This is a genomic window from Roseibium sp. RP-7 (assembly GCF_053005225.1).
The window spans coordinates 650,374-675,422 of sequence record NZ_JBRKQA010000001.1; the positions used below are offsets into that span (position 1 = coordinate 650,374).

General features: G+C 60.2%; 23 protein-coding genes. 16 read left to right on the forward strand and 7 right to left on the reverse strand.

All coding sequences use genetic code 11. The features are described 5' to 3' along the window. Window positions 1-85: 85 nt before the first annotated feature. Both ACVDG9_RS02945 and ACVDG9_RS02950 read right to left on the reverse strand, forming a co-directional pair. Window positions 86-652 (reverse strand): hypothetical protein, encoded by a 567-nt coding sequence (locus ACVDG9_RS02945; protein ID WP_447237260.1) that lies wholly within the window; start codon window positions 650-652, stop codon window positions 86-88. Between the two features lie 78 nt (window positions 653-730). Next, window positions 731-1,918 carry a DNA recombination protein RmuC gene (locus ACVDG9_RS02950; RefSeq protein ID WP_035908085.1) on the reverse strand — a complete coding sequence of 396 codons (1,188 nt, stop codon included), beginning with the start codon at window positions 1,916-1,918 and terminating at the stop codon, window positions 731-733. Between the two features lie 161 nt (window positions 1,919-2,079). Here ACVDG9_RS02950 and def point away from each other — a divergent pair, with 161 nt between their 5' ends. From def to truA, 5 genes are all read left to right on the forward strand, one after another. Next, the gene (gene def / locus ACVDG9_RS02955; protein ID WP_031268905.1) at window positions 2,080-2,598 is read left to right on the forward strand and encodes a peptide deformylase; all 519 of its coding nucleotides are present in this window, start codon (window positions 2,080-2,082) and stop codon (window positions 2,596-2,598) included. Between the two features lie 37 nt (window positions 2,599-2,635). After that, window positions 2,636-3,268: a MarC family protein gene (locus ACVDG9_RS02960; RefSeq protein ID WP_206904084.1), complete on the forward strand. Its 633-nt coding sequence runs from the start codon at window positions 2,636-2,638 to the stop codon at window positions 3,266-3,268. 156 nt (window positions 3,269-3,424) lie between these two features. Further along, window positions 3,425-4,363, forward strand: coding sequence for a methionyl-tRNA formyltransferase (fmt, locus tag ACVDG9_RS02965; protein ID WP_447237261.1), 939 nt, complete (start codon window positions 3,425-3,427; stop codon window positions 4,361-4,363). A gap of 22 nt (window positions 4,364-4,385) precedes the next feature. Continuing rightward, entirely contained in the window at window positions 4,386-4,925 is a 540-nt protein-coding gene (locus ACVDG9_RS02970; RefSeq protein ID WP_447237262.1) for a GNAT family N-acetyltransferase, read from the forward strand. Further along, a complete protein-coding gene (truA, locus tag ACVDG9_RS02975) occupies window positions 4,925-5,755 on the forward strand; it encodes a tRNA pseudouridine(38-40) synthase TruA (protein WP_447237263.1) in 831 nt (276 codons plus the stop codon). The genes ACVDG9_RS02970 and truA overlap by 1 nt, the downstream gene beginning before the upstream one ends. Before the next feature lie 19 nt (window positions 5,756-5,774). On the opposite strand, the gene ACVDG9_RS02980 is transcribed toward truA, so the two are convergent. Further along, window positions 5,775-6,602 (reverse strand): DUF2189 domain-containing protein, encoded by an 828-nt coding sequence (locus ACVDG9_RS02980; RefSeq protein ID WP_229005653.1) that lies wholly within the window; start codon window positions 6,600-6,602, stop codon window positions 5,775-5,777. A 376-nt stretch (window positions 6,603-6,978) separates the two neighbouring features. Then, the gene (locus ACVDG9_RS02985; RefSeq protein ID WP_447237264.1) at window positions 6,979-9,162 is read right to left on the reverse strand and encodes a mechanosensitive ion channel domain-containing protein; all 2,184 of its coding nucleotides are present in this window, start codon (window positions 9,160-9,162) and stop codon (window positions 6,979-6,981) included. A 295-nt stretch (window positions 9,163-9,457) separates the two neighbouring features. Here ACVDG9_RS02985 and ACVDG9_RS02990 point away from each other — a divergent pair, with 295 nt between their 5' ends. Genes ACVDG9_RS02990 through ACVDG9_RS03000 form a run of 3 tightly spaced genes read left to right on the forward strand, consistent with a single transcriptional unit; the run spans window position 9,458 to window position 11,689 of the window. Further along, a complete protein-coding gene (locus tag ACVDG9_RS02990; protein ID WP_031268909.1) occupies window positions 9,458-9,883 on the forward strand; it encodes a DUF805 domain-containing protein in 426 nt (141 codons plus the stop codon). Between the two features lie 43 nt (window positions 9,884-9,926). Beyond that, window positions 9,927-11,099 carry a succinyl-diaminopimelate desuccinylase gene (dapE, locus tag ACVDG9_RS02995; RefSeq protein WP_228869913.1) on the forward strand — a complete coding sequence of 391 codons (1,173 nt, stop codon included), beginning with the start codon at window positions 9,927-9,929 and terminating at the stop codon, window positions 11,097-11,099. Further along, on the forward strand, window positions 11,096-11,689 hold the full coding sequence (locus tag ACVDG9_RS03000) for a hypothetical protein (RefSeq protein ID WP_022999774.1): 594 nt from the start codon (window positions 11,096-11,098) through the stop codon (window positions 11,687-11,689). Before dapE ends, ACVDG9_RS03000 begins: the two co-directional genes overlap by 4 nt. Window positions 11,690-11,764: 75 nt before the next feature. Here the strand turns inward: ACVDG9_RS03000 and dapD are convergent, their stop codons facing one another. Continuing rightward, window positions 11,765-12,619, reverse strand: coding sequence for a 2,3,4,5-tetrahydropyridine-2,6-dicarboxylate N-succinyltransferase (dapD, locus tag ACVDG9_RS03005; RefSeq protein ID WP_088665171.1), 855 nt, complete (start codon window positions 12,617-12,619; stop codon window positions 11,765-11,767). Window positions 12,620-12,881: 262 nt separating this feature from the next. Between dapD and ACVDG9_RS03010 the strand changes: the two genes are divergently transcribed. Continuing rightward, window positions 12,882-13,787 (forward strand): EamA family transporter, encoded by a 906-nt coding sequence (locus ACVDG9_RS03010; protein ID WP_022999776.1) that lies wholly within the window; start codon window positions 12,882-12,884, stop codon window positions 13,785-13,787. 163 nt (window positions 13,788-13,950) lie between these two features. Beyond that, window positions 13,951-16,626 carry a bifunctional diguanylate cyclase/phosphodiesterase gene (locus tag ACVDG9_RS03015; RefSeq protein WP_075283123.1) on the forward strand — a complete coding sequence of 892 codons (2,676 nt, stop codon included), beginning with the start codon at window positions 13,951-13,953 and terminating at the stop codon, window positions 16,624-16,626. A 35-nt stretch (window positions 16,627-16,661) separates the two neighbouring features. Here ACVDG9_RS03015 and dgoD read toward each other — a convergent pair whose 3' ends face one another. Together dgoD and ACVDG9_RS03025 are read right to left on the reverse strand one after the other, a co-directional pair. Beyond that, window positions 16,662-17,810 (reverse strand): galactonate dehydratase, encoded by a 1,149-nt coding sequence (gene dgoD / locus ACVDG9_RS03020; protein WP_022999778.1) that lies wholly within the window; start codon window positions 17,808-17,810, stop codon window positions 16,662-16,664. A gap of 52 nt (window positions 17,811-17,862) precedes the next feature. Continuing rightward, on the reverse strand, window positions 17,863-18,612 hold the full coding sequence (locus ACVDG9_RS03025) for a FadR/GntR family transcriptional regulator (RefSeq protein WP_088665178.1): 750 nt from the start codon (window positions 18,610-18,612) through the stop codon (window positions 17,863-17,865). Between the two features lie 224 nt (window positions 18,613-18,836). Between ACVDG9_RS03025 and ACVDG9_RS03030 the strand changes: the two genes are divergently transcribed. From ACVDG9_RS03030 to ACVDG9_RS03055, 6 genes are all read left to right on the forward strand, one after another. Next, window positions 18,837-19,820 (forward strand): arabinose ABC transporter substrate-binding protein, encoded by a 984-nt coding sequence (locus ACVDG9_RS03030; protein WP_055657489.1) that lies wholly within the window; start codon window positions 18,837-18,839, stop codon window positions 19,818-19,820. Window positions 19,821-19,888: 68 nt separating this feature from the next. Continuing rightward, a complete protein-coding gene (gene araG / locus ACVDG9_RS03035; RefSeq protein WP_022999781.1) occupies window positions 19,889-21,394 on the forward strand; it encodes an L-arabinose ABC transporter ATP-binding protein AraG in 1,506 nt (501 codons plus the stop codon). A gap of 15 nt (window positions 21,395-21,409) precedes the next feature. Next, on the forward strand, window positions 21,410-22,351 hold the full coding sequence (araH, locus tag ACVDG9_RS03040) for an L-arabinose ABC transporter permease AraH (RefSeq protein ID WP_022999782.1): 942 nt from the start codon (window positions 21,410-21,412) through the stop codon (window positions 22,349-22,351). Beyond that, the gene (locus tag ACVDG9_RS03045) at window positions 22,351-23,244 is read left to right on the forward strand and encodes an aldose 1-epimerase (protein WP_447237265.1); all 894 of its coding nucleotides are present in this window, start codon (window positions 22,351-22,353) and stop codon (window positions 23,242-23,244) included. Before araH ends, ACVDG9_RS03045 begins: the two co-directional genes overlap by 1 nt. After that, window positions 23,237-24,016 (forward strand): SDR family oxidoreductase, encoded by a 780-nt coding sequence (locus ACVDG9_RS03050; protein ID WP_447237266.1) that lies wholly within the window; start codon window positions 23,237-23,239, stop codon window positions 24,014-24,016. The genes ACVDG9_RS03045 and ACVDG9_RS03050 overlap by 8 nt, the downstream gene beginning before the upstream one ends. Window positions 24,017-24,124: 108 nt before the next feature. Further along, window positions 24,125-24,898, forward strand: coding sequence for an SDR family NAD(P)-dependent oxidoreductase (locus tag ACVDG9_RS03055; RefSeq protein ID WP_447237267.1), 774 nt, complete (start codon window positions 24,125-24,127; stop codon window positions 24,896-24,898). The last annotated feature ends 151 nt before the right edge of the window (window positions 24,899-25,049 follow it).

Below are 25,049 nucleotides of genomic sequence, written 5' to 3' on the forward strand. Positions count from 1 at the left end.
GAGGTAGCAGTGCCCCGGGCATTCAAGTGCTCGCCCGGGGTCTTGTCGGCTGTGGTCTTGTGTTTGTCTAATCTACGCGAATTTCTCAGCCGGGGAACGTCTGGACGCCAATGGATTCGAGTGCGCCAGACTTCGGGTTCTTGACCAGGCAAAGCTGGCTTTCAGTTCCCTGAATGAAGCAGACCATGGGACGCTCTTCCTGGCGGGCCCGCTCATAGATCTCCCGTGTCACGCCTTCTTCTGCATAAAACGGAAATTCGCCGGCCTGCGGGCCTTCAGCACCTTCCGGCCAGACCGGCAGCTTGGCGGATGTTGCGACATCGGTATAGCCGCTGATCCAGTCCAGCAGGGCTGCCTGCATGTCGGTGAGGGTTTCGATGCCGTAAAAACCGAACAGGTCGTTCTGATCAAAGGTAGCCTGATATTCAATGCCACCGGACTGATTGAAGACCGCGAGCGAGACTTCCGCAGACCCGCATTCGCCCTGTGCATCGGCTTCAACCGAATAGGTGTCCAGCCAGACCGCTTCGACGGACTGCGAGCATTCTTCCGCCGCTGCATTCTGGCTCAGCGGGAACGCGAGCCCCCCAACCACCACGCCGGTGATTGCGATGTTAAGTGTCTTGGAAAAAAGGAAATTCCGGAACGACATACCTGCCTCCAAATCGACTCGGATCGAGCCGGCCGGACTGTAGACCCGAGGTAGAACAGCAGCAACAGATTTGCTGCGTCACCCCTTCGGTGTCATCGCCAGCTGGGGTTCGGCACTGGAAGTGTCCTTTGCCACGCTTTCGAGTTCTCCCAGCTCGAGATCCTCGATTCGGCGGCTGCGCTTGGAGATCTTGTCGGAGGAAATCAGGATCTGGTCGATATCCTTGTTCGCCTGGGCGAAATGGGCCTGAAGTTTGCCGACGCGGTCGTTCAACCGGCTGACATCGGCAACCAGGTGGCCGACTTCCGCCTGGATCAGATGGGCTTGCTCGCGCATCTTGGCGTCGCGCAGCACCGACTGGATCACCTGGATCGACAGCATCAGCAGCGACGGCGAGACGATCACCACCCGGGTGCGGTGCGCCTTCTGGATCAGATCCTCGAAGCTCTCGTTGAGTTCTGCAAACACGCTTTCCGATGGCACGAACAGGAACGCGGTATCCTGCGTCTCGCCGGGCAGAAGGTATTTCTCGCCGATGTCCTGAATGTGTTTGGTGAAGTCGCGGCGAAACTGGGCCTGGGCATATTTCAGCTGGTCGTCGGTTTCCGCATTGCGAAGCAGGTTGAAGGCTTCCAGCGGAAACTTGGCGTCGATGGCCAGGGGCGGCGCACCGTTCGGCATGTGGATCAGGCAGTCCGGGCGGCTGTTGTTCGACAGCGTTGCCTGGAAGGAATAGGTGCTGGGCGCCATCTGGTCCTGGACAATCGCTTCCATCCGGCCCTGACCGAAGGCGCCGCGGGTCTGCTTGTTGGACAGGATAGCCTGCAACTGGCCAACCTGGCCGGAGAGATCGGTAATCGTGCGCTGCGCCCGGTCGATCACCGCCAGCCGCTCGTGCAGGTGCCTGAGGCCGTCCTGCGTTCGCTTGCTGGTGTCGGCCATCGAAAGGTTCAGCTTGTGGCCCATGCCGTCCAGACGCTCGTTGACGGCGCGCATCATGTCGGACTGCCGCGAGCCGAACACTTCCGCCATGGTCTGCATGCGGCCGGTCATTTCCCCCTGAGATTTCAGCAGTTGCGAGAGATGGCTTTCCAGCTCGTGAATGCGCTCGCCGGCCACTGCGTCCGATTCGGCACGCAAACGGATCTCCCGCATGGTCTTCAGGACCAGCCAGACAATCAGCGCCAGAAGAAAAAGGCCGCCGGCGATGGCAGCTTCCAGAACCGTCACCGGACGGCCACTCAAATCGAACAGGATCTCATTCATGAAACAAACATAGAACGATTCGGGGCGAAGGCCCATCCGCGCGGCAGGAGAGAGCTGTAGACTTCTACCAGGTAGCAGGTCCGGTCGAAGGCGTTGAAAACGGGAGGCTGCCGCGCTATTTCCGCGTTGACCGGAGCGCTCCGATTTCTTATGTCAGGCGCATGACAATACGCCCGATCATCACCATTCCCGATCCGGTCCTGCGCGAGGTGTGTGCACCTATCGTGACCGTCGACGACGACGTCCGCAAACTGGCCGACGATATGCTGGAAACCATGTACGATGCCCCCGGTATCGGACTTGCCGCCAGCCAGATCGGGCTGCTGCAACGCATCTTCGTGCTGGACGTCGCCAAGGAAGACGCGCCGAAAGAGCCGATGGTGTTCATCAATCCGAAGATCGTCTGGTCGAGCGAGGACCTGTCCGTCTATCAGGAAGGTTGCCTGTCGATCCCCGATTACTACGAGGAGGTCGAGCGGCCTGCCGAAGTAACGGTCCAGTTTCTCAACCGGGAAGGCGCCGAACAGGAGATCAAGGCCGACGGGCTTCTGGCAACCTGTATTCAGCACGAGCTTGACCATCTCAACGGGAAGCTGTTCATTGACTACCTGTCGAAGCTGAAGCGCGAACGCGTTGTCAAGAAATTCACCAAGCAGGCAAAGCTGGCCGGAAAACTCTGATCCGCTGCTGCCTGGCTGAAACCGGGGGGCGGCATAAATGGATCAGGTCCTGTTCCTGAAACTCTTCGCTGCGCTCTTTGCAATCATGAACCCGATTGCAAACCTGCCGGTGTTCTTGTCGCTCACCGCCGACAAAGGGCCGGGGTTTGAGCGCAAGGTTGCCCTGACGGTGCTGGTTGGCCTTGCCCTTGGCTCCGCATTCATCGGCCTCACGGGCGACGCCATTCTCAAGGTCTTCGGCATCAGCCTGGATGCATTTCGGCTTGCCGGTGGTTTCCTTATTCTCCTGATCGCGCTCAACCTCATCTCCGGTGAGAAGAGCAAGGCGCATCATGGGACGGACGAGGAACAGGAACATCATTCCGAACAGGACAATCCTGCAATCTATCCGCTGACCGTACCAATCCTGCTCGGACCGGGAACGATCTCGACCATGATTATCTACCGTGGCCAGGTCACGGATCTTTCCCACGAAATTGCGTATATCGCTGCCATCGCCGCCTCCATCGCCGTTCTCGTAGGCACGTTCTTCGCCGCCCCGTTCCTGTCGAAGTTCCTCGGCCAGACCGCAACCAGCGTCATGAGCCGCCTGATGGGGATGATCTTGGCGGCTATTGCGATGGAAATGATGGTCGGAAGCCTAAAGGTCCTGCTGCCAGGCCTGGCTTGAAGCGAGCTGACGCCACGCGGCAGGCCTGATCGATTTCGCACTTCCAGGAAGGAGTAGCCCTGGGTGCAGGGGCGCCAACAACGCACGCTGCCCCCTTGCAACACCCGCCGCGAGACGCAATAAGGGCGCAGATCTTCAAAACCCCTCAGGAGCCTCATGTCCTTACGCGTCATCTTCATGGGCACCCCGGATTTCTCGGTGCCGACCCTCATGGAAATCGTCGGCCAGGGCCACGACGTGGTCGCCTGCTATTCGCAGCCGCCGCGTCCTGCGGGCCGGGGCATGGACCTGAAGAAATCGCCGGTTCATGAGGCCGCTGAATCTTTCGGTATTCCGGTGTTCACGCCGCAGAGCCTCAAAGGAGCAGAAGAGCAGGAGGCCTTTGCGGCCTTGAATGCAGATGTCGCGGTGGTGGTTGCCTACGGCCTTCTCCTGCCGAAACCGATCCTGGAAGCGCCGGAATACGGTTGTCTCAACCTTCATGCTTCCATGTTGCCACGCTGGCGCGGCGCTGCGCCCATCAACAGGGCGATCATGGCAGGTGACAAAGAAACAGCCGTTCAGGTGATGCGCATGGAAGAGGGGCTCGATACCGGCCCCGTGTGCATGTCGGAAACCGTTGCCATCGGCGAGAACATGACGGCCGGTGACCTTCACGACAAGCTGTCTTCGCTCGGCGGGGATCTGATGGTTCGGGCGCTGGCGGCCTTGTCGCGCGGGGCGCTTGGAGACCAGACCCAGGCAGAGGACGGTGTCACCTACGCGGCCAAGCTCTCCAAGCAGGAAACCCGGATCGACTGGTCGAAACCGGCTGCGGAGGTTCACAACCACATTCGCGGCCTGTCACCCTTTCCCGGTGCCTGGTGCGAAATGCCGCTCGGCGGCAAGATGGAACGGGTCAAGGTTCTGCGCAGCACGCTTGGCGAGGGCTCCGGCACGCCGGGAGCCTTCCAGACCGGCGGGGATGTGCCGGTGATTTCCTGCGGTGCGGGTGCCGTACGTCTGGAACAGGTTCAGCGGGCCGGCAAGAAGCCGATGAGCGGCGCGGAATTCCTGCGCGGAGCATCGCTTTCTGACGGCACGGTTCTGGACTAATCTGAGGTTCGAGGAGACCGACATGACCCAAGCTGCCGAAGCTGCCGGCCTTGCCATCAGAAACGTAACTTCTGACGATGAAGCTTCCGTCAGAGAGCTGGTCACCGCTGCCTTTCCATCCGACATGGAAGCCCGCCTCGTGCATACGCTGCGTCATTGCGGCGCTCTGGTGCTGGAACAGGTCGCGGTCGATGCCGACGGCCGGATCGTCGGACATATCGCCTACAGCCGTGTCACCCCGGCTGCCATCGGTCCGGGGCAGGGCATGCAGGTTGTTTGCCTTGCGCCTGTTTCCGTCTGGCCGGACCTGCAGAAGACCGGCATCGGTTCGACGCTGATCAAGGCTTCTCTGGAAAGCCTGAAGGATCTGGGAGAGGACCTTGTTCTGGTGCTCGGCCCGCCGTCCTATTATCCGCGCTTCGGTTTCGATCCCGTGCTGGCACGCAAGGTGCAGGGACCTTATGCGGGCGATGCCTTCATGGCGCTTGCGCTGACGGAAGCCGGATCGCGGGACCTGCCAATCGAGGTGGCCTTCGCCACGCCCTTTGAAGAATTCGAGTAATGCCCCGCTACAAACTGACGGTGGAATATGACGGCAGGCCGTTCAGCGGCTGGCAGCGCCAGGCGAACGCGCCGTCCGTCCAGGCGGTGATCGAACGTGCCGTCAAGGCATTCTCCGGTGAGGAGGTGACCATTGGCGGCGCCGGTCGCACAGACACCGGCGTCCACGCCACCGGGCAGGTCTGCCATGTGGATCTTTCGAAGGCCTGGGACGCAAGAACGGTCATGGGGGCACTGAATTTCCATTGCCAGCCCCATCCGGTGGTGATCCTGGATGCTGCGGAAATGCATGAAGGCTTCGACGCGCGCTTTTCCGCGATCCGACGCTCCTACCGCTATCGCATTCAAAATCGCCTGCCGCCGCTCACCCACCAGCTTGGGCTTGCCTGGCATGTGAAGGTGCATCTCGATGCGGACGCCATGCACGCGGCCGCGCAGGAATTCGTCGGTCATCACGACTTCACCACCTTCCGTCACACGCGCTGCCAGGCAAAAAGCCCGGAAAAGACACTGGAGGAATTCCGGGTCTACCGCGAGGGCGAGTTCGTCATTGCCGAATGCGCCTCACGGTCGTTCCTCCACAATCAGGTGCGCTCGATGGTCGGCTCCCTGCGCCTGGTCGGTGAGGGCAAATGGGGGCCGGGTGATGTCACCAGGGCCCTGCAAGCCCGCGACCGGAACGCCTGCGGCCCGGTGGCGCCGGCAGACGGGCTTTACCTGACCCGTGTCGACTACCGCTCGGCGGAAATGGACATCGAACTCAAGAAGGACTGGCAAGCCCGCAAAGCCATGTTGGACGCCGGAGAAGGCGAAGAAGACGGCGACGCGTGAGAGGATACTCTTTAGCTCGTCACAACGTCTCCTCGGGTATCTCCACGCATTTCTTGTAAAGGTGCCAGGTCGTATGACCGAGGATCGGCAGGGACACGACTAGACCCAGGAACGCCGGTGCCATCGAGACGATCAGAACCGCGGTTACGACAAAGGCCCAGCCGATCATCGGGACGGGCGATGTGAACACGGCGCGCACGCTGGTGATCATGGCTGTGATGAAGTCCCGGTCCTCCTCCATCAGCAACGGGAAAGACACCACGGTCAGCGAGAACAGGATCAGCGACAGGATTGCACCCACCACGTGGCCAACGGCCAGGAACATCAGGCCTTCCGGGGTGGAGATGACCTGGGTCAGAAACTCGTCGAACGAGGCAAACGACCGGAAGCCGAGGAACAGCGCGAGCAGCAGGCGCACCTGATACATCCACATGATCTGGATGAACAGAACCACGAAGGCCATCCAGGAAAGTTCCCGCCCCTTTTGGGCCCACATGGTGCCGAAGATGCGTGACCAGGAAAGCTCCTCACCATTTTGGAGACGCCGGCTGACCTCGTAGAGACCAACCGCGGCGAATGGCCCGATCAAGACGAAACCGGCCGCTGCCGGATAGGACAGGTAACTCATGTTGAGGGCGGCCGCGCTCAAGACGACGAACAGGCCTCCAAGAGCGAAAAACGCGCCGATCGCGAGGCCGTAGACCGGCGCCCTGCGGAAATCGGCCAGGCCCGCAGCGAACGCGTCGATCACGTCGTTGACGGTAATCTTGTTGACCTTTGGCATGGGCCGCAATCCAGCTGTTGCGGATGCCCCGCTACCGTGCGGGGTTGACGTGTTGTCACTCATCAGGCGGCTTCCTCCCAAAAGCATATTGCCTGCCCGCCTCCCGCGGACAGGCAATCTTAGGCACGGAACGGTGTCCGGCTCAATCGGGAGAAGGGCTTATGCGCCGGTTAAATCCGATCGGAAGCACGGGCTGAATCGCGTGACGGGTTATCCGGTCGTGAAAATGGGGAGCAGGGCTTTGGGCCCATCCTTCGAGACGGCCTGGTGGCCTCCTAAGGATGAGGCTGCGGTTTGCTGAAGCCTTTTTTCCCCGTATCGCCTCATCCTGAGGAGCCGCGATAGCGGCGTCTCGAAGGATGGGCCACAAACGCTGTGCCCACCGCTCTCACAGGCGAAGCGGCAGGCCGTTATGTTGCAGGCGAAGCAAGGCAGAGCCTCACTCGGTAGCCGGCTTCTTGTCCATGTCGGCGGCTGCGGCAGCCGCAGCTGCTGTGACGGCTTCCTTTTGCTTGTCGTCCAGCTTCGCGGTGTCGGGAATGTTGACCCGCACCTCCTTGCGCGCGAACTGGATGCCGTTTTCCTCGAACGCTTGTTGAACGCGCTTGTAGATTTCCTTGCGGATGCCGAACTGCTTGCCGGGTTTGGTGGTGTACTTGCCGCGCACCACGATGCCGACGTCGTCAACATCGGCAACGCCCTGTCCCTTGAACGGGGCCAGAATGTCGTCCTTGAACTCTTCCATCTCCATGATTTCCTGGCCGATCCGCTTGAAGAGCTTGCGAACCTTCTCGACATCCGTGTCGAAAGGAACGGTGAACTTCAGCTTCATGATCACCCAGTCACGGGACAGGTTGGTGAGCTTCGGAATTTCGCCATAGGGGACGATATGAACGGCACCACGCGTGCCGCGCAGCTGCAGGGACCTTATCGAGATTTTCTCGATAGTGCCCTGTGTACCGCCCGCATCGATGAATTCACCCAGACGGAAGGCGTCGTCCATCAGGAAGAAGATGCCTGAGACCACGTCGCGCACCAGGGTCTGCGCCCCGAAGCCGACTGCCAGGCCAACGACACCGGCACCGGCCAGAAGCGGCGTGATGTTGATGCCCAGCTGGCTGAGGGCGAGCAGTGTGGTCAGGGTCAGGATCGTGATCTGCACGACGACGCGGATCAGAGGCAGGATCGTTGCCAGGCGCGACTTGCCGGCCCCGCCCATCTCCGCGTCTTCATCTTCGTTGGAAGGCGGCGGCGAATCCTTGGCGAGCTGGTGGGCAACCCAGAGATTGGTGATTTCCCAGGCAAGGTAACCGGCGGCCAGAATAAGCAGGAAGATAACCGTATGCCGGGCGACCGAGGACCCGTCTTCCGCGCCGAGCGCGAGCAGATTGAGACCATAGATCCTGCCGACCATCAGCACCAGGAAGGCAAGCAGGGCCACGCGGGCAATGCGCACGTAGCTGTGCCGGGTCTGCATATGGGCAGCTTCCGCAACCGGACCTTCCCCGCGCATGGGCGGAACGATGTGGGAGACGATGCCGCGGACCATCGTGTCGAGAAACGGCGCGAACACGACCAACGCGATCACGGCGAGAGAGCGTCCCGCGGTCAGCGCTTCGATGCCCATGCTGGTTGTTATCTGAACCAGCAGCCAGTTGAAGGCGATGAAGGCAATCGAGAAGTAGGGCCAGAACCGGGCCATGCGTTCCAGGCCGCTGGTTGGCTGGTGCTCATCACCAAGAATGATGCTCGTCAGGCCATGACGGGCGTTCCAGATGACCATGGCGATCCAGAGATTGACGCCAAAGCCGATGAAGAAGCGGAAGGTTTCGGCAACATCTCCGTCGCCGGCCTCAATCATGATGTTACGCAGGAAGAACGTGACGCCAACAAAGGCGAAGAGGCTCGTGAAGCTGCGGTAAAGCGACTTGGCGGTGGTGTCGTCCGCAGTGACGAGGCGCAGCTCGCTCCGATGCGGGGCCAGGGCAAAACGCAGCAGGGCTGCGACGATGCGTGGCAGGAAAACGATCCAGAATACCGCCTGAAAGGCGAAGGCTCTGGCGACAGGATCGAAAATCGCGATCTTGCCGACAGCGAAGGCGACGATTGCAAAAACAATCAGCCCGCCAAGATCAAGCGCGGCACGTGTGGAGACCAGTTTGACAGTTTCAAAGAGGCTGTGGGGCGCATGGCTCTGGATCTTTTCCCGGCGGGAAGCGAAAAGCCGGTTGACCAGGAATTCGGCGGCAAACCCGGCTGCCAGGATGAGGGCGATCGCACCAATGAAGATATGCACCGGTCCTGCGACCGTTCCCGCAAACAGCGCGCCGATACTGGAGAAAAGGCTGCTGAAGAGTTCCGGCAAGGTTCTGAAATTGTTGGCAATCAGCGCGCCGAACTGATCGGCAGCGGTCTGTACCTTCTCGATCAGTTCGACTTCTTCTGACGGAGGCGGGGTCTGCGCGCCCTTGGCTGCGGCACCTTGCTGCAGCAGGGTCATCAGGTCGGTCAGCGCCTTCACCTGTTCCGGATCGAGATCGGAGACAAGCTTTTCCATGGCTTCGGGCTGAAGCTGCGACGGAAGGTTTTTTCCGGTGTCCTGTGCGTTGGCCGGCAGTGCCATAGTGGACAAGAACGCCAGAAATACTGAGAATGCACAGGCAGTTAGTCTAGTCTTCCAGGCACCGGTCATCAGCGAGCCCCCTCGTCGGCAGTGAACCTTTAAAATTAGGATTGGCACGCCGAACGTGCAAAATCCATTAAAATTACCCAAGGTAATAGGGGTGCAAACTATACGACTGGCACAATTCGCATGATTACGCACTGGCCAAGGCCGGTGCGACTGTGTAACAGACCTTGATCCGGCCCGCGTATGCGTCTACCTCCTTGCCAGATCAATCGAACCTGAGCTGGATGGAATGACAACGCCCCCACAGAGCGCGAATACTGCCCCGGGGCCGATCTGGGCCCTTTTGAGCCCTATCGGTCGTATGGGCCGGGAACCCTATTGGCTGTGTTTCCTTGTCAGCTGGATCATCTTCGGCATTGCGCTGCGGATATGGTGGCTTTCCTCCGCTGAAACGCCGACGCCTGAATCCATGATTTCCGGCGACTACATCGGCACGAATCCGCTGTTTCCGGTTCTGTTTTTCGTTCTGCAGTGGGTGGAACTGGCACTGGTCGTCAAGCGGCTGCAGGACATCGGTCAGAGCGGGTTCCTCGCACTTTTGATCTTCGTTCCGATCCTGAATGTGATCATGCTGATCTTTCTCGGCGTTGTGCCGAGCCAGGGCCAGCCGAACCGCCATGGCCCGATGCCAAACAGCTACTGGCGCAAGCGCTGAACGCGCGTGAGCCTTGCATACGACTAACCAAAGAGACTGTTTCATGCCCACTTCCGCCGTCGCAATCGCACAGGACCTGATCCGTTGCCCGTCCGTGACCCCTGCCGAAGGCGGCGCGTTGGCATCGCTGGAAGCGTTGCTCGGCAAGGCCGGGTTTGCCGTGTCGCGCGTCACGTTCCAGGACGAGGACACGCCGGACGTGGAGAACCTGTTTGCCTTCATCGGCAGCGGTGCACCGCATTTCGTCTTTGCAGGCCACACGGATGTGGTTCCGGCCGGTGCCGAGAGCGACTGGCGGCACGGCCCGTTTGAGGGGACCATCGACAACGGCATGCTGTTTGGCCGGGGCGCAGTCGACATGAAAGGCGGCATCGCGGCCTTTGCAGCAGCAGCGCTTGATTACGTTGCCGAAAAGGGCCCGGATTTTGGCGGCACGATTTCCTTTCTCATCACCGGCGACGAGGAAGGCCCGGCAGTCAACGGCACCGTCAAGCTGCTTCAGTGGGCCAGGGAACAAGGGCATGTGTTCGATGCCTGCATCGTCGGCGAGCCGACCAATCCGGATGTGCTCGGCGATGCCATCAAGGTCGGGCGGCGCGGATCGCTGTCCGGCACCATCACGGTCCGGGGTGTCCAGGGCCATGCCGCCTACCCGCATCTGGCTGACAACCCGATCCCGGGCCTGGTTCGCCTTCTGGCCGCGCTTGACGCGCTGGAGCTGGACAAGGGCAACGAACGCTTTCAGCCGTCCAATCTGGAGATTGTCTCCGCTGATGTCGGTAATCCGGCCTTCAACGTCATCCCGGCGCGGGCGGAAGCCCGTTTCAACATTCGCTACAATGACGAATGGACGCTGGAGAGCCTCAAGGCCCGCATCACCGAGACGCTTGAAGCGGTAGACCTTGGAAATCTAGCGCTTGGGCTGGAGTTCAAGCGCGATGCCAGCGAATCCTTCCTGACACGGGACGAAGTCCTGATTGAGGCCCTGAGCAAGGCTGTGGAAGCGGAAACCGGCCGGGTTCCGGAGCTTTCAACGGGCGGAGGAACATCAGACGCCCGCTTCATAAAGAACTACTGCCCGGTCGTGGAATTTGGCCTTGTCGGCCAGACGATGCACAAGGTGGACGAATGTGTCGCGGTTGAGGACCTTGACCGGCTGGCAGCAATCTACAAAAAATTCCTCTTCAGCTATTTTTCCGGAGCAGACGGGAATTGATCAGCAAGGTCGAAATTCGCGCGGCATTGGACGGGTCCTGGTTGCTTCTGCGCAACCGTCCGGAAGGAATGGCGTTTTTCGACCAGTCCATTCAGGGGTTCTGGCGTTCGTTCTCCGTCATCTTTCTGCTGGTGCCGGTTTACGTGGTCAGTTGCCTTGCGGAAAAGCGGCTCTTTTTCGCCGAGAACCTCTACCATCCCGACGCCTTTCCGAACGGTAGCTACTGGTTTGCCCAGTTCCTGGGAATGGGCGTCGACTGGCTGGCACTACCGTTGTTGCTGGCGTTGCTGGCAGCGCCGATAGGCATTTCGAACCGCTACGTGTCTTTCATTGTCGTACGCAACTGGACAAGCCTGCTCGCGTCGGTGCCGTATCTCTTTACCTACATCCTGTTTCTTCTGGACGTTATCTCGCCTGGCATCGTTGTCTTGTTATCGCTGACCTGCCTCTTTGTCGTGATCTGGTATCGCTACCAGGTCGCCCGCATCGCGCTTCAGACAACCGTGAGCCTGACCATCGGCGTCGTCGTCCTGGATGTGTTGCTCACGCTCGTGATTTCCCAGGTGGTCGGGCTTTTGTGGGGCGCATGAAAAACCCCGCCGGGTTAGGGCGGGGCTTTCCGGATTTCCAGATGTCGGAGCGCTCGCGGCGCCCCCTGGTCTGCGTCAGTCGCGCAGAAGTTCGTTGATGCCGGTCTTGGAGCGGGTCTTTTCGTCAACCGTCTTCACGATTACGGCGCAGTAAAGGTTCGGAGCGGCTTCGCCGTTGCCCATCACGCTGGACGTCGGCATGGAACCTGCGACAACCACGGAGTAGGGCGGTACTTCGCCGTAGGTGATCTCGCCGGTCATGCGGTTGACGATGCGGGTGGACTGGCCAATGAAGACACCCATGCCGAGCACGGAACCTTCGCGCACGATGCAGCCTTCGACCACTTCGGAGCGTGCGCCGATAAAGCAATTGTCTTCGATGATCACCGGACCGGCCTGGAGCGGTTCCAGAACGCCGCCGATGCCGACGCCGCCGGACAGGTGGACGTTCTTGCCGATCTGGGCGCAGGAGCCGACGGTCGCCCATGTGTCGACCATTGTGCCTTCGTCAACAAAAGCACCGAGATTGACGAAGGACGGCATCAGGACCACGCCTTTGCCGATAAAGGCAGAGCGGCGAACGATGCAGTTCGGCACGGCGCGGAAACCGGCGTTTTCAAAATCCATGCCGCGCCAGCCGTCGAACTTGGACGGCACCTTGTCCCACCAGGTGGCGTCGCCGGGGCCGCCCTTGATGATGTCCATCGGGTTCAGGCGGAACGACAGCAGAACAGCCTTCTTGGCCCACTGGTTGACCGCCCAGTCGCCATCCTTCTTCTCCGCAACGCGCAGCTTGCCACGGTCGAGCAGGTTCAAAGTTTCCTCGACCGCGTCCCGGACTTCACCGGTGGTCGTGGTGTCGATGGCGGCACGGTCTTCGAAGGCGGCGTCGATGATCTTGGACAGGGAAGCGAGATCGTGGGTCATCAGGCAGATGGTCTCCGGGCGTTAACATTTCTGGCGCGGACCTAAGCCGCCCGGCAAGGTGCTGTCAAGCACGGGAGGGTCGGCAGATGTCCTGTAGCCGTCAAACAAGCAGCCATTCTCGGGGGAATGCTGGCTGGATTACACCTGCCGTCCAGGTCGATGAGTTGAGAAAAAATAAAATGTTGGTTGCGATCACGGCAGTTTAAAGCGGCGACCAAATCGCTAGGGTGAAATCAATTCAACAAAATCGACAAGAGTACGTTCCGTGGAATTATGGATCCCGATCACCATTGCAGCAGCGTTCTGCCAGAACCTGCGTACGGCCCTCCAGAAACACCTGAAAGGTCAGCTTGGTACCACCGGGGCGACATTTGTGCGGTTCGGCTACGGCGTGCCTTTCGCGATCGCCTATGCCGCCGTGCTGCACGTCGTGTTCAAGTTCCCGCTGCCTGAACCGACACCGACGCTTTTGATTGCCGGTGCCCTGGGTGGTCTGGCGCAGATCCTCGGCACGTTTCTGCTGATCCACCTTTTCTCCTTCCGCAACTTTGCTGTCGGGACCGCCTATTCCAAGACAGAACCGATCCAGGCGGCGCTCTTCGGCTTCGTCGTTCTCGGCGAACACATTTCCCTGGCGGCTGGACTGTGCATTCTGGTCGGCGTCATCGGTGTGGTGGTCATTTCGTTGGCACGGGTTCCGTTGACACTGGCTGCCATCCGCACGTCGCTAGTCGGACGTCCGGCATTGATCGGCCTTGCCTCGGCTGCCTTTTTCGGTGCGTCCGCCGTCGCCTACCGCACGGCTTCACTGTCGCTGGAAGGCACCGGGGTGCCGATGCAGGCCGCCTACGCGCTGGTTTATGCAACGGCTTTTCAGACAATCGTCATGGCAAGCTGGATGGTGCTGCGTGAACCCGACCAGTTGCGCGCCAGCCTTCGCGCCTGGCGAGCAGCCGTCTGGGTTGGCGCTTCCGGCGTGGCCGGGTCTGTGGGCTGGTTCACGGCAATGACGCTGCAAAATGTCGCCTATGTGCGCGCACTTGCCCAAGTCGAGCTCGTGTTCACCTTTCTGGTGTCATGGCTGGTGTTCAAGGAAGCGATCGCCCGGTCCGAGATTTTCGGCTGCATGCTCATCGTTGCGGCGGTCGTGGGGGTTATCCTGCTACGTTAGAACAGCACATAAGCTCTGAAGCAATATCGCTCAATCCCTTCAGTCAAACTGTAAAGTGACCTTTAGGCATTTGTTTCGTTTTTAAGGTTATTCTGAGATAAGCTCCAAGACTGCGGTGTCCTGATCGTTGGCCATTGGAGATTTCTCGACCTAACGAGATGAGATGCCGAAGACATTTTTTTCCCGAATTGGAGCCAGTCATATTCTGACACGGCCCAGCCTGGCCAGCGTTGCGGCGATCGGCATTGCCCTTGCCGTGACAATTGCTGCCGGAATATTCGCGGAAGTTCAGAACCGGTCCGTGCATCTGCAAAGTGCGCGCGCGAATGTCGCCGAGCAACTCGGCATTGTCCGTGCCCGGCTGGAAGGCAACATCAACAGCAACCTGCAGCTTGTCCGGGGGCTTGTCGCGCTGATTGCGACACAGCCGGATATTGATCAGGACCAGTTCGGCCGGATTTCCAGTGGTCTCATCGGCAATCACTCGCAGCTTCGCAATGTCGCCGGCGCACCGGATCTTGTCGTCAGGCTGATGTATCCGATGACCGGCAACGAAAAGGCCATTGGGCTCGATTACCGGAAAAACGAGCAGCAGCGTGATGCGGCCCTTCGGGCGGTGAATTCGGGCGAGATGGTGCTCGCCGGTCCCGTCGATCTTTTGCAGGGGGGCAAGGGGTTCGTCGGACGCTTCCCTGTCTTTACCGAAAATGATGATGGCACAAGGCGCCTTTGGGGGCTGGTTGCTGCTGTCGTCGACGCCGACAGGCTTTATGCGGATAGCGGCTTGCTGGACGCTGCGCTTCCCGTGGAAATCGCGATCATGGGCCGCGATGCGACCATGGCGGACAAGTCGGTTTTCTTCGGGGACGAGAACATTCTGTCCCAGAACCCTGTGTTGTCCGAGGTGGTTCTGCCGACCGGGCGTTGGCGGATTGCGGCGATCCCGCGTGGTGGTTGGTCGGCAATGCCGGACAACGCCTGGAAAGTCCGCTTGCTGATGCTGGCCGGGGGACTGCTGGTCCTGTTGCCGATCTTCATCGCCGGACAGCTGTACGATCAGCGGCGCGGGCATATCCGCGAACTGAGACGCCGCCAGGTGCAGATGGAAGGTCTGTCTCAGCGCCTGAAGCTTGCCCTCGATACCTCCAAGATAGGGATCTGGGAACTGAATCTGGACACTGGTGTGTTGACCTGGGACAGCCGGATGCGGGAGCTTTACGATATCCCGGAGTGGCGCGACACGTCGCAATATGACGTCTGGTCCGAGTGCCTGCACCCGGAGGATCTGAAGCGCGCCGAAAAGGAATATTGGGACGCGATCGACACCGGCGGAACTTATCATTCCGACTTCCGTGTGATCCTTCAGGACGGCTCCACCCGCTGGATCCGGGCTATCGGCGCCGTTCACACCAACACTCGCGGCCAACGTTACATTCTGGGCGTCAACTGGGATGTTTCCCGGGATTTCCAGCTCAAGACCCGGTTGCTCAACGCCAAGCAGAATGCCGAAGACCGGAACCGCGAACTGGAGGATGCCCGTGCGCTGATGGAGCACCATTCGCTGCACGACAGTCTGACCGGTCTCCCGAACCGCCGGTTCCTGGACCGGCAGCTGTTGGACGAGCAGGCCCCGCACAAGCCGACGGCGCTGCTGCATATCGATCTCGATCGCTTCAAGCATATCAACGATACGCTTGGCCACGCTGCCGGCGACTCGATGCTTACCCATGCCGCGTCGGTGCTGATGGAAAACGTCAGTTCCAGCGAGTTCGTCGCCCGCATCGGCGGTGACGAGTTTGTCATTGCCATCACCGAGCCGACCGACGAGAAAAGCCTGGCCGCCCTTGCTGAAAAGATCATCGAGCAGATGCGTCAGCCGGTGACTTTCGAAAATCATCAATGCCGCTTCGGCGTGTCCATCGGCATTGCCATGGCCGACACGACCTTGAGCGACTACGGTCGGCACCTGCTGGTTGATGCGGACATCGCACTCTACCGGGCCAAGAGCAACGGCCGCAACCGGTTCGAATTCTTCTCCGACACGCTGAAGTCGGAAATCGTCCGCAACAAGCAGGTTGCCGACGACATCCTGTGTGCATTGGAGCGTCAGGAATTCCTGCCGTACTTCCAGCCGCAGTTCGATGCGAGAACGCTGGCGATCACCGGTGTCGAGGCACTGGCGCGCTGGAACCATCCCACCGAAGGCATTCTGACACCGGACGTATTCCTGAAAACGGCCGACGAGCTTAATGTGGTGCCCCTGATCGACCGGATTATTCTGGAACAGACCCTGTGGCAGTCCGCACGCTGGAAAGCGGCCGGGATCCACATTCCGAAAATGTCGGTCAACGTGTCGGCTGGCAGGCTCAACGACGCAAACCTGATGCAGAGCCTCGACGGTCTTGCCTTCGAACCCGGGTCACTGTCCTTCGAACTTCTGGAATCCATCTTCCTGGACGACAAGAACGATCTTATCGCCGCCAATTTCGAACACCTGCGGGACATGGGCATCGACATCGAGATCGATGATTTCGGCACAGGCTATGCCTCCATCGTCAGCCTCATTCACCTGCGTCCGAAACGGCTGAAGATCGATCGTCAGCTGGTCATCCCGATCACCCATTCGGAAGGCCAGCGCCGCCTGGTGGCATCGATCATCGAAATCGGGCAGTCGCTTGGCATCAAGGTTGTCGCCGAAGGCGTGGAAACCATGGAACATGCCAGGATCCTGCGTGATCTCGGCTGCGATGCCCTGCAGGGCTATGCCTTTGCACCGGCGATGCCCTCGGACAGGCTGATCGAATTCGTTCGCGAGGAGCGCTGGCGCGAGGCGTCCTGAGACGCCCCGTCAGGGTTCATTCAAGGTCGCTCAGGTCACCACTCGGCGAGACTTCCGTCTTCATGACGCCATATGGGATTGCGCCAGCGGTGGCCTTCCTTGGCGCGCTCGACGACATAATCCTCGTTCACCTCGATGCCGAGGCCTGGTCCCTGCGGGATGGCGGCAAAGCCGTCCGCATAGGCGAAGACATCGGCATTGGTGATGTAGTCCAGCAGATCGTTGGACTTGTTGTAATGGATGCCGAGGCTCTGTTCCTGAATGAAAGCATTGTAGGACACCGCATCGACCTGGAGGCAGGCGGCAAGGGCGATGGGGCCAAGCGGGCAATGGGGCGCGAGCGCAACATCGTAAGCTTCGGCCATCGCGGCGATCTTCCGGCATTCCGTGATCCCGCCCGCGTGTGACAGATCCGGCTGGATGATGTCCACATAGCCGTCGGACAAAACAGACTTGAAGTCCCAGCGGGAATAAAGTCTTTCGCCAAGGGCAATCGGCGTCGAGGTGTGATTGACGATATCGCGCAGGGCTTCCTTGTTTTCGGAAAGCACCGGTTCTTCAATGAACATCAGCTTGTAGGGATCAAGTTCCCGCGCCAGGACCTTGGCCATGGGCTTGTGCACCCGCCCGTGGAAGTCCACAGCAATGCCGATGTCCGGACCAACGGCCTCGCGCACACTCGCGATCGCCTCCACAGCCTTGTCCAGCCGTGAGTTGCTGTCGACGATCTGGAGTTCGGCGCAACCGTTCATTTTCAGCGCCTTGAAGCCGCGCTCGACCACCTGCCTGGCGTTGTCTGCCAGCTCCGAAGGCCTGTCGCCTCCAATCCAGGAATAGACCTTGATCCTGTCCCGCACCTGGCCGCCAAGCAGCGAGTGAACTGGCTGGCCGAGAGCCTTCCCCTTGATGTCCCACAAGGCCTGGTCGATGCCTGCAAGGGCGCTCATGTGTATCGCGCCGCCCCGGTAAAATCCGCCTCGATAAAGCACCGTCCAATGGTCCTCGATCAAAAAGGGATCCTTGCCGATGAGATAGTCGGAAAGTTCATGGACAGCCGCTTCCGTAGTCAGGGCACGGCCTTCGACCACGGGTTCGCCCCAGCCGGTGACGCCTTCATCGGTTTCGATCTTCAGGAAAAGCCAGCGCGGCGGCACGATATAGGTCGTGAGTTTGGTGATCTTCATTCTTTAAGTTTCCGGCAAAGGCGACGTCATCGGGCGGCAGGCGAAGGGGTGGTCAGAGATCGACACGCCCGGCAGCAGCCTGGGCCGCAGTCAGGTCATGCTCGGCCAGGTCCAGCATCCGGTTCGAGGCTTCCCGGGCTCGCGGCGCATCGCGCAGGCGCAGGGCATCCACAAGTTCGCCATGCAGTTCGATGGCAAGGTCCCGGCTCTCCACCGCAGTGTTGGACGCATGCAGCGTATAATGCAGGGCCGTATGAATGGCACTGGAAAGACGCCGAAACACCTGATTGTGGCTGGCGGCCATAAGCACGCTATGGAAATCGACGTCCGCCTCGGTGAAGGCTTCTGGGTCGGAATTTGAGTCGCGCATCCGCATCCAGGCCGCTTCCAGCGCCGCAATTTCCTGCAAGGTGGCACGTTTGGCCGCAAATTCCGCTGCTGCCGGCTCAATCGTGCGCCGGGCTTCCAGGATGCATCCAAGCAGGTCGAACTCATGGATGAAGGGGCCGATCCAATCGAGCACTTCCCCATCCAGTATGTTCCAGTCCTCCCGGTCGGTCACCACGGTTCCCACGCGAGGCTTCACCCGCAGCATGCCTTTGGATTCCAGAACCTTGATGGATTCGCGAATGACCGTGCGGCTGACGCCATAGATTTCGCACAGGTCGTTTTCTCGCGGGAGCTGAGCGCCGACCGGATATTTTTCAGAGCAGATGTCTTCCGCCAGAGCCGCCGTCACATTCTTTCGCACGCGAGGGCGCTTGCCACTGTTCTGATCAGCGGTCGCTGTCTCCTCCCTCAACGTTTCCAATGGCCTGCTCCCTGTTTGTGGCGGAATGAGATCCCGCATTTTTAGCGGATTTTTTGCTCTGCGCGAACTGCGCGTTTGACCGTCCGTCATCGAATGTCGGGCAATCTTATCCGATACATCATACAAAGGCAATTGACTGGTATGATGATTCACAGTAGGTCTGTTGAAGCGCCCCGGGAGGCTGGGCGCCTCGAAATGAATTGGGAGGTTCTGCAATGCGTGTGTTGAAGAAAGCCGTTCTGACCGGAGTGATGGCCCTTGCCCTCGTCGGTTCTGCCCATGCCGCTGACGTGAAAATCGGTTTCGTCGTCAAGCAGCCGGAGGAGCCCTGGTTCCAGGACGAGTGGAAGTTTGCCCAGAAGGCTGCCGAGGAAAAGGGGTTCACCCTTGTTGAAATCGGCGCACCGGATGGAGAGAAGGTTCAGGCAGCGATCGATAACCTGGGTGCGCAGGGCGCGCAGGGCTTCATCATCTGCGTGCCGGATGTGAAGCTCGGACCGGGGATCGTGGCCAAGGCAGCCGCCAACGACCTGAAGCTGATGACCGTGGATGACCGACTTGTCGGCGCTGATGGCGAACCCATCGAAAGCGTGCCGCACATGGGCATTTCCGCGGTAAAGATCGGCGAGACCGTCGGTCAGTCCATTGCGGCCGAGATCGAGGCGCGCGGCTGGGACATGTCCGAAGTGGGCGCGATCCGCGTTTCCTACGACCAGCTTCCGACGGCCGTTGATCGGGTCGAAGGCGCTATCGCAGCTCTGACGGCTGCCGGCTTCCCCGCGGAAAACATCTATGACGCACCCCAGGCCAAGACCGATACCGAAGCGGCCCTGAACGCTGCCACCACCGTGCTCAACCAGCACGCGGACGTGAAGAAGTGGATTGCCTTCGGTCTGAACGACGAAGCCGTTCTCGGCGCCGTCCGGGCCACGGAATCGGTCGGCATCCCGGCTGAGAACGTCATTGGCGTTGGCATCGGAGGTGCTGAATCGGCCATCAACGAGTTCAAGAAACCGAGCGCGACCGGTTTCTACGGTACGGTCATAATCTCGCCGAAGCGCCACGGTTATGAAACCGCACTCAACATGTACGAGTGGATTGCCAACAACAAGGCACCGGAGCCGCTGATCCTGACGTCCGGCTCGCTGGCCCTGCGCGACACCTATGTGGACGTGCGCAAGGACCTGGGCATCGAGTGATCCGTCCCGACTGACACCTGATCCGGCGACCGGTCTTGCGGTCGCCGGGGAACTGTTGCGCGAGCGTCATGTCTTATCTGTCAGTACAAAACATATCCAAGAGCTACCCGGGCGTTCAGGCCCTATCGGACATCTCCTTCTCGGTGCAGAAGGGAGCCGTACATGGGTTGATGGGCGAGAACGGTGCCGGCAAGTCCACCCTGATCCGGGTGCTTTCCGGCGACCAGTCCGCGGACAGCGGATCCATTTCCATCGACGGGATCGAGCAGAACTACGGGTCTGTGCGCGATGCCTTCGAGGCCGGAGTGATCGTGATCCACCAGGAACTCCAGCTGGTGCCGGAGCTGACGGTGGCAGAAAATCTCTGGCTGGGCCGGTTTCCCAACCGGGGTGGCGTCCTCGAAGGCCGGCGATTGGTCGAGACCGTGCGCGACCGGCTTGAGGAGATCGGCGTCGATGTCGATCCCAATGCCAAGGTCGCTTCGCTGTCCATCGGTGCGCGCCAGATGGTGGAAATCGCCAAGGCCGTGATGATGGAGGCCCGGGTCATCGCACTGGACGAGCCGACGTCATCCCTGTCCTCCAGGGAAAGCGAGATCCTGTTCAAGCTGATCGCCCGGTTGAAGGCCAAGGGCACGGTGATCCTCTATGTGTCTCACCGGCTGGAGGAAATCTTCCACCTCTGCGACAGCCTGACGGTTTTGCGGGATGGCCGTCTTGCAGCCCATCACCCCGACATTGCCAATGTGACCCGCGACCAGATCATCGCCGAGATGGTCGGGCGTGAAATCGGCAACATCTGGGGCTGGCGTGAGCGGTCGTTCGGGCCGGTGCGGCTGGAAGTGTCCGGCATGTGCGGTGAAAAGCTTCCCGGACCGGCCGAATTCTCGGTTCGGCAGGGCGAAATCCTGGGCTTCTTCGGCCTGATTGGCGCCGGACGCAGCGAGTTGATGCGCCTTGTCTATGGTGCGGACACGCGGCGCGGCGGCACGGTCTCCATCGACGGCAAGGAAGTGCCTGCGGACAATCCGCGCGGTGCCATCAATGCAGGGCTCGTGTTGTGTCCGGAAGACCGGAAACACGACGGCATTATCCAGGGGCGGTCCATCGAGGAAAACATAGCCATTTCCTCACGCAGGCACATGTCCTCCTTCGGCATTCTCCAGCTTGGCAAGGAAGCAGCTCTTGCGGATCGCTTTATCGCCCGGCTCAAGGTGCGCACGCCATCGCGGAAGCAGGACATCGTCAATCTCTCCGGCGGCAATCAGCAGAAGGTCATTCTGGGCCGCTGGCTGTCGGAACAGGGTGTGAAGGTGCTGATTGTCGACGAGCCGACACGCGGCATCGACGTCGGCGCCAAGTCGGAGATCTACGACATCCTCTACGAGCTTGCGGAAGGCGGTATGGCCATCGTGGTCGTTTCCAGCGAGTTGCCCGAAGTGATGGGTATTTCCGACCGCATCATCGTCATGTGCGAAGGCCGCATGGTCGGCCAATTCGCGCGGGAAACCTTTGAAGAGCGCAACATTCTGACCCTGGCCTTGCCGGACAGAAATGCTGCCCACACGGTGTGAACGGGGCCGTTTCAGATGAATTCTCTCAAGAAAATTTTGCTCGGAGACCAGGGCCTGGTCGTCATCTTCGCGGTGGCCTTCGCAATCGTTTCCCTGACCGTTCCCAACTTTCTCACCGAGCGCAACATCCTCGGCCTGTTGCAGTCGGTGGTGACAATCGGCATTGTCGCCTGCACGATGATGTTCTGCCTCGCTTCGCGCGATTTCGACCTTTCGGTCGGATCGACGGTCGCATTCACCGGCATGATCGCCGTCATTGCTTCCAACATGACCGGCTCCATCGTTATGGGGCTCATCATAGCTTTGCTTAGCGGTGCGTTGGTGGGTGCGGTCAACGGCTTCGTCATCGCCTGTTTCCGCATCAACGCGCTGATCACCACACTGGCCACCATGCAGATCGTCCGGGGACTGGCGCTGATCGTGTCCGACGGCCGGGCCGTCGGCATCAACGACCCCGGGTTCTACCAGCTCGCCCTGTCCCGCTTCCTGGGCATCCCCACGCCGATCTGGGTCATGGGTGCGCTTTTCATCGCTTTCGGTTTTCTGCTGAACCGGACGGTCTTCGGCAAGAACACGCTGGCGATTGGCGGCAATCCGGAAGCGGCCCGTCTTGCCGGGGTGAATGTGGTGTCCATGCGGATCTGGATCTTTGCCTTGCAGGGCCTGATCTGCGCTGTTGCAGGCATCATGCTTGCCTCGCGCATCACATCCGGCCAACCGAATGCAGCCACCGGCCTTGAACTCTCGGTGATTTCCGCCTGTGTCCTCGGCGGAGTCTCCCTGGCCGGTGGCCGCGCCGCCATGACGGGTGTCATTGTCGGCGTCATGATCATGGGCATTGCCGAAAATGTCATGAACCTCCTGAACATTCAGGCCTTCTACCAGTATGTCGTGCGTGGCCTGATCCTGCTCATCGCGGTTCTTCTCGACAATCTGCGCTCCACGGCAAGCCGCTGATGTCCGTGGGGGCCGGGCAGGACTGGACGCTCGCGCAAGGGGATCTGGTGGTCACCGCCAGCCCTGAGGGAGGTTCAATTGTCCAGGCCGCGTGGCGAGGCACGCCGATCCTGCAAGCTGCCGGTGGACCAGAGGGGAAGGCAGCCTGTTTTCCCCTGGTGCCCTTCGGAAATCGGATCGCCGGCAATCGCTTCACCTTCCGGGGGGAGAGCTTCACACTTCAGCCCAACACTGACGAACCGCTTGTTCTGCATGGTGACGGCTGGCTGGATACCTGGAACCTGACGGAAAAGACCGGCAATTCGCTTGATCTTGACCTGGTCAGGGAGCAACCCTCCCATAGTCCCTATGCCTTCAAGGCGCACCAGAAGGTTCATCTGGAAGAGGACTGCCTGTCCCTGAGCCTTCGCGTGACGAACCTTGGCAATAAGGCCCTGCCGTTCGGCATCGGGTTTCATCCGTTTTTCCGCCGAACTCCGGACATGACCCTGCAGACGAAGGTGCAAAACATGTGGCGGGAAGGCGAGGGACATCTTCCGGACGGTCTGCAGCACATTCCTTCCGAACTCGATTTTTCGATGCCGCGTATCGTGCCGCCGCGCTGGATCAACAATGCCTTCGGCGGTTTTTCCGGCAAGGCCCGGCTACACTGGCCGGATATTGAGCTCGCTCTTGATCTCAGCTGCGATCCGGTGTTCGACGTGATGATGATCTTTGCCCCGCAGGCACCTGCAGACTTTGTCTGTCTGGAACCCATGAGCCATCTGCCGAACGGTCACAATCTGCCGGATCTCGGTGGCCTGAGCGTTCTGGAGCCGGGGGAGGAACTGGCGGGAACGATAAAGATGACATTTCTGCATGTGTCGGAGACCAGGGAGAAGCACAATGGCTGATCGGCTTTCAGGAAAGCGTATCCTGATCACTGGCGCCGCACAGGGCATTGGTCTTGCCATCGTTCGAGCCTGTCTCGGCGAAGGCGCTGCCGTGTTTCTGATGGACCGGGACGAAGCACTTCTTGCCCGCAGTGTAGCGGATCTGGGCGGGGAAGGAGAGTATCTGACGGCTCTTGCCGGGGACATCACGAACACGGATGACGTCGCCGCTGTGGTCGCTCGCGCGCAGCAGACCATCGGTCCGTTGAACGCGCTCATCAACAATGCCGGGATAAATGTCTTCGACGAGCCTTTGTCCCTGAGCGATGAAGACTGGAACCGCTGCTTCGACGTCAACCTGAAGGGGGCGTGGAACTGTGCGCGTGCCGTGTTGCCGGGTCTGCTTGAACAGGGTGGCGGGGTCATTCTCAATATCGCCTCCACGCATGCTTTCACCATCATCCCGCACACCTTTCCCTACCCGCTTGCCAAACACGCCCTGCTGGGGCTTACCAAGTCCCTTGCGCTGGAATATGCCGCACGGAATGTCCGGGTGAATGCCCTGGCGCCGGGCTATGTCCAGACCCAGAAGGTGGTCGATTACTGGAACAGTTTTCCCGATCCCGAGGCGGCCCGGCAGGAGACCTTGCGACTGCACCCGGGCGGGCGTATCGCCACGCCTGAAGAAATCGCCAGGGCGGCTGTCTTCATGATTTCCGACGAATGCCCCTTCATGAACGCCGCCTGCCTGACTGTCGATGGCGGCCTCAGCGTCCAGCAGCACCCAGCCTGACGCGGTTATTTTTTCAATAAATCGGGCTTGACCCTGACACTAACGTCAACCGGCTAACACCGGCTTGGCGCGCAATGCGCAGGTGTTAATTCAGGAAAGCAAGCCAAGATGAATGAACGGACAAACTGGCAGGGCAAGGTTGCCATCGTTACAGGCGGAAGCTCCGGAATTGGAGAGGCCACCGCGCTGGCATTGACCGGGCAGGGGGCGAATGTTGTCATCACCGGACGTGATGCTTCAAAGCTTGCCGGTGTTGCCGGCAAGAGCGAGGCAATCGAGGCCGTGCAAGCCGACAGTGCCGACCCGGCAGGTAGCCGGCGCGCTGTCGAGGCAGCACTGGGGCGATGGGGCCGCCTGGACCTTGTCGTCAACAATGCGGGCGCGGGCAAGCCGCTGCCCATCGGGGCCTATGATGCCGAAACGCTTTCGGAAATCTGTGCGGTGAATATCGTTGCGCCGTCCCTTCTGTTGAAGGAGGCCCAGTCGGCCTTGCGGGACAGCAAGGGGGCTGTCGTCAACATCGGTACGGCTGTTTCCCAGAATGCGGCGCCGGGCCTGGCGCATTATGCGGCCACAAAGGCGGCGCTTGAGCATCTGACACGATCCTGGGCCATTGAGCTTGCAGGTGACGGAGTACGGGTGAACGCCGTCTCTCCCGGTCCCGTCAAGAGCGGCGCTCTCACGGGCATGATGGGTCTGCCGCCGGAAGTCGCGCAAACCATCGAGGAAACAGAAGCAGCTCAGGTTCCGATGGGACGGCGCGGACTGACCTCCGATCTTGTTCCATGGATCTTGCAGCTCGGCAGTTCCGCCAACGAGTGGCTCACCGCACAGGTGATCACGATTGACGGTGGCTGGTCGCTTCGGGGCCAGGCAGGCTGAGCATTTGCGACCAAGGGCAAATATGGGCATCCTCCCCTTGATGGGGAGGGGGCCCCTCGCCACTTGAAGGCCTGAAGCGAGCACTTCCGGCAAAACAGGGCTTGACCCTGACACTAGTGTCAAGGTGCTAGGGACCACACCCTAGGCCGGT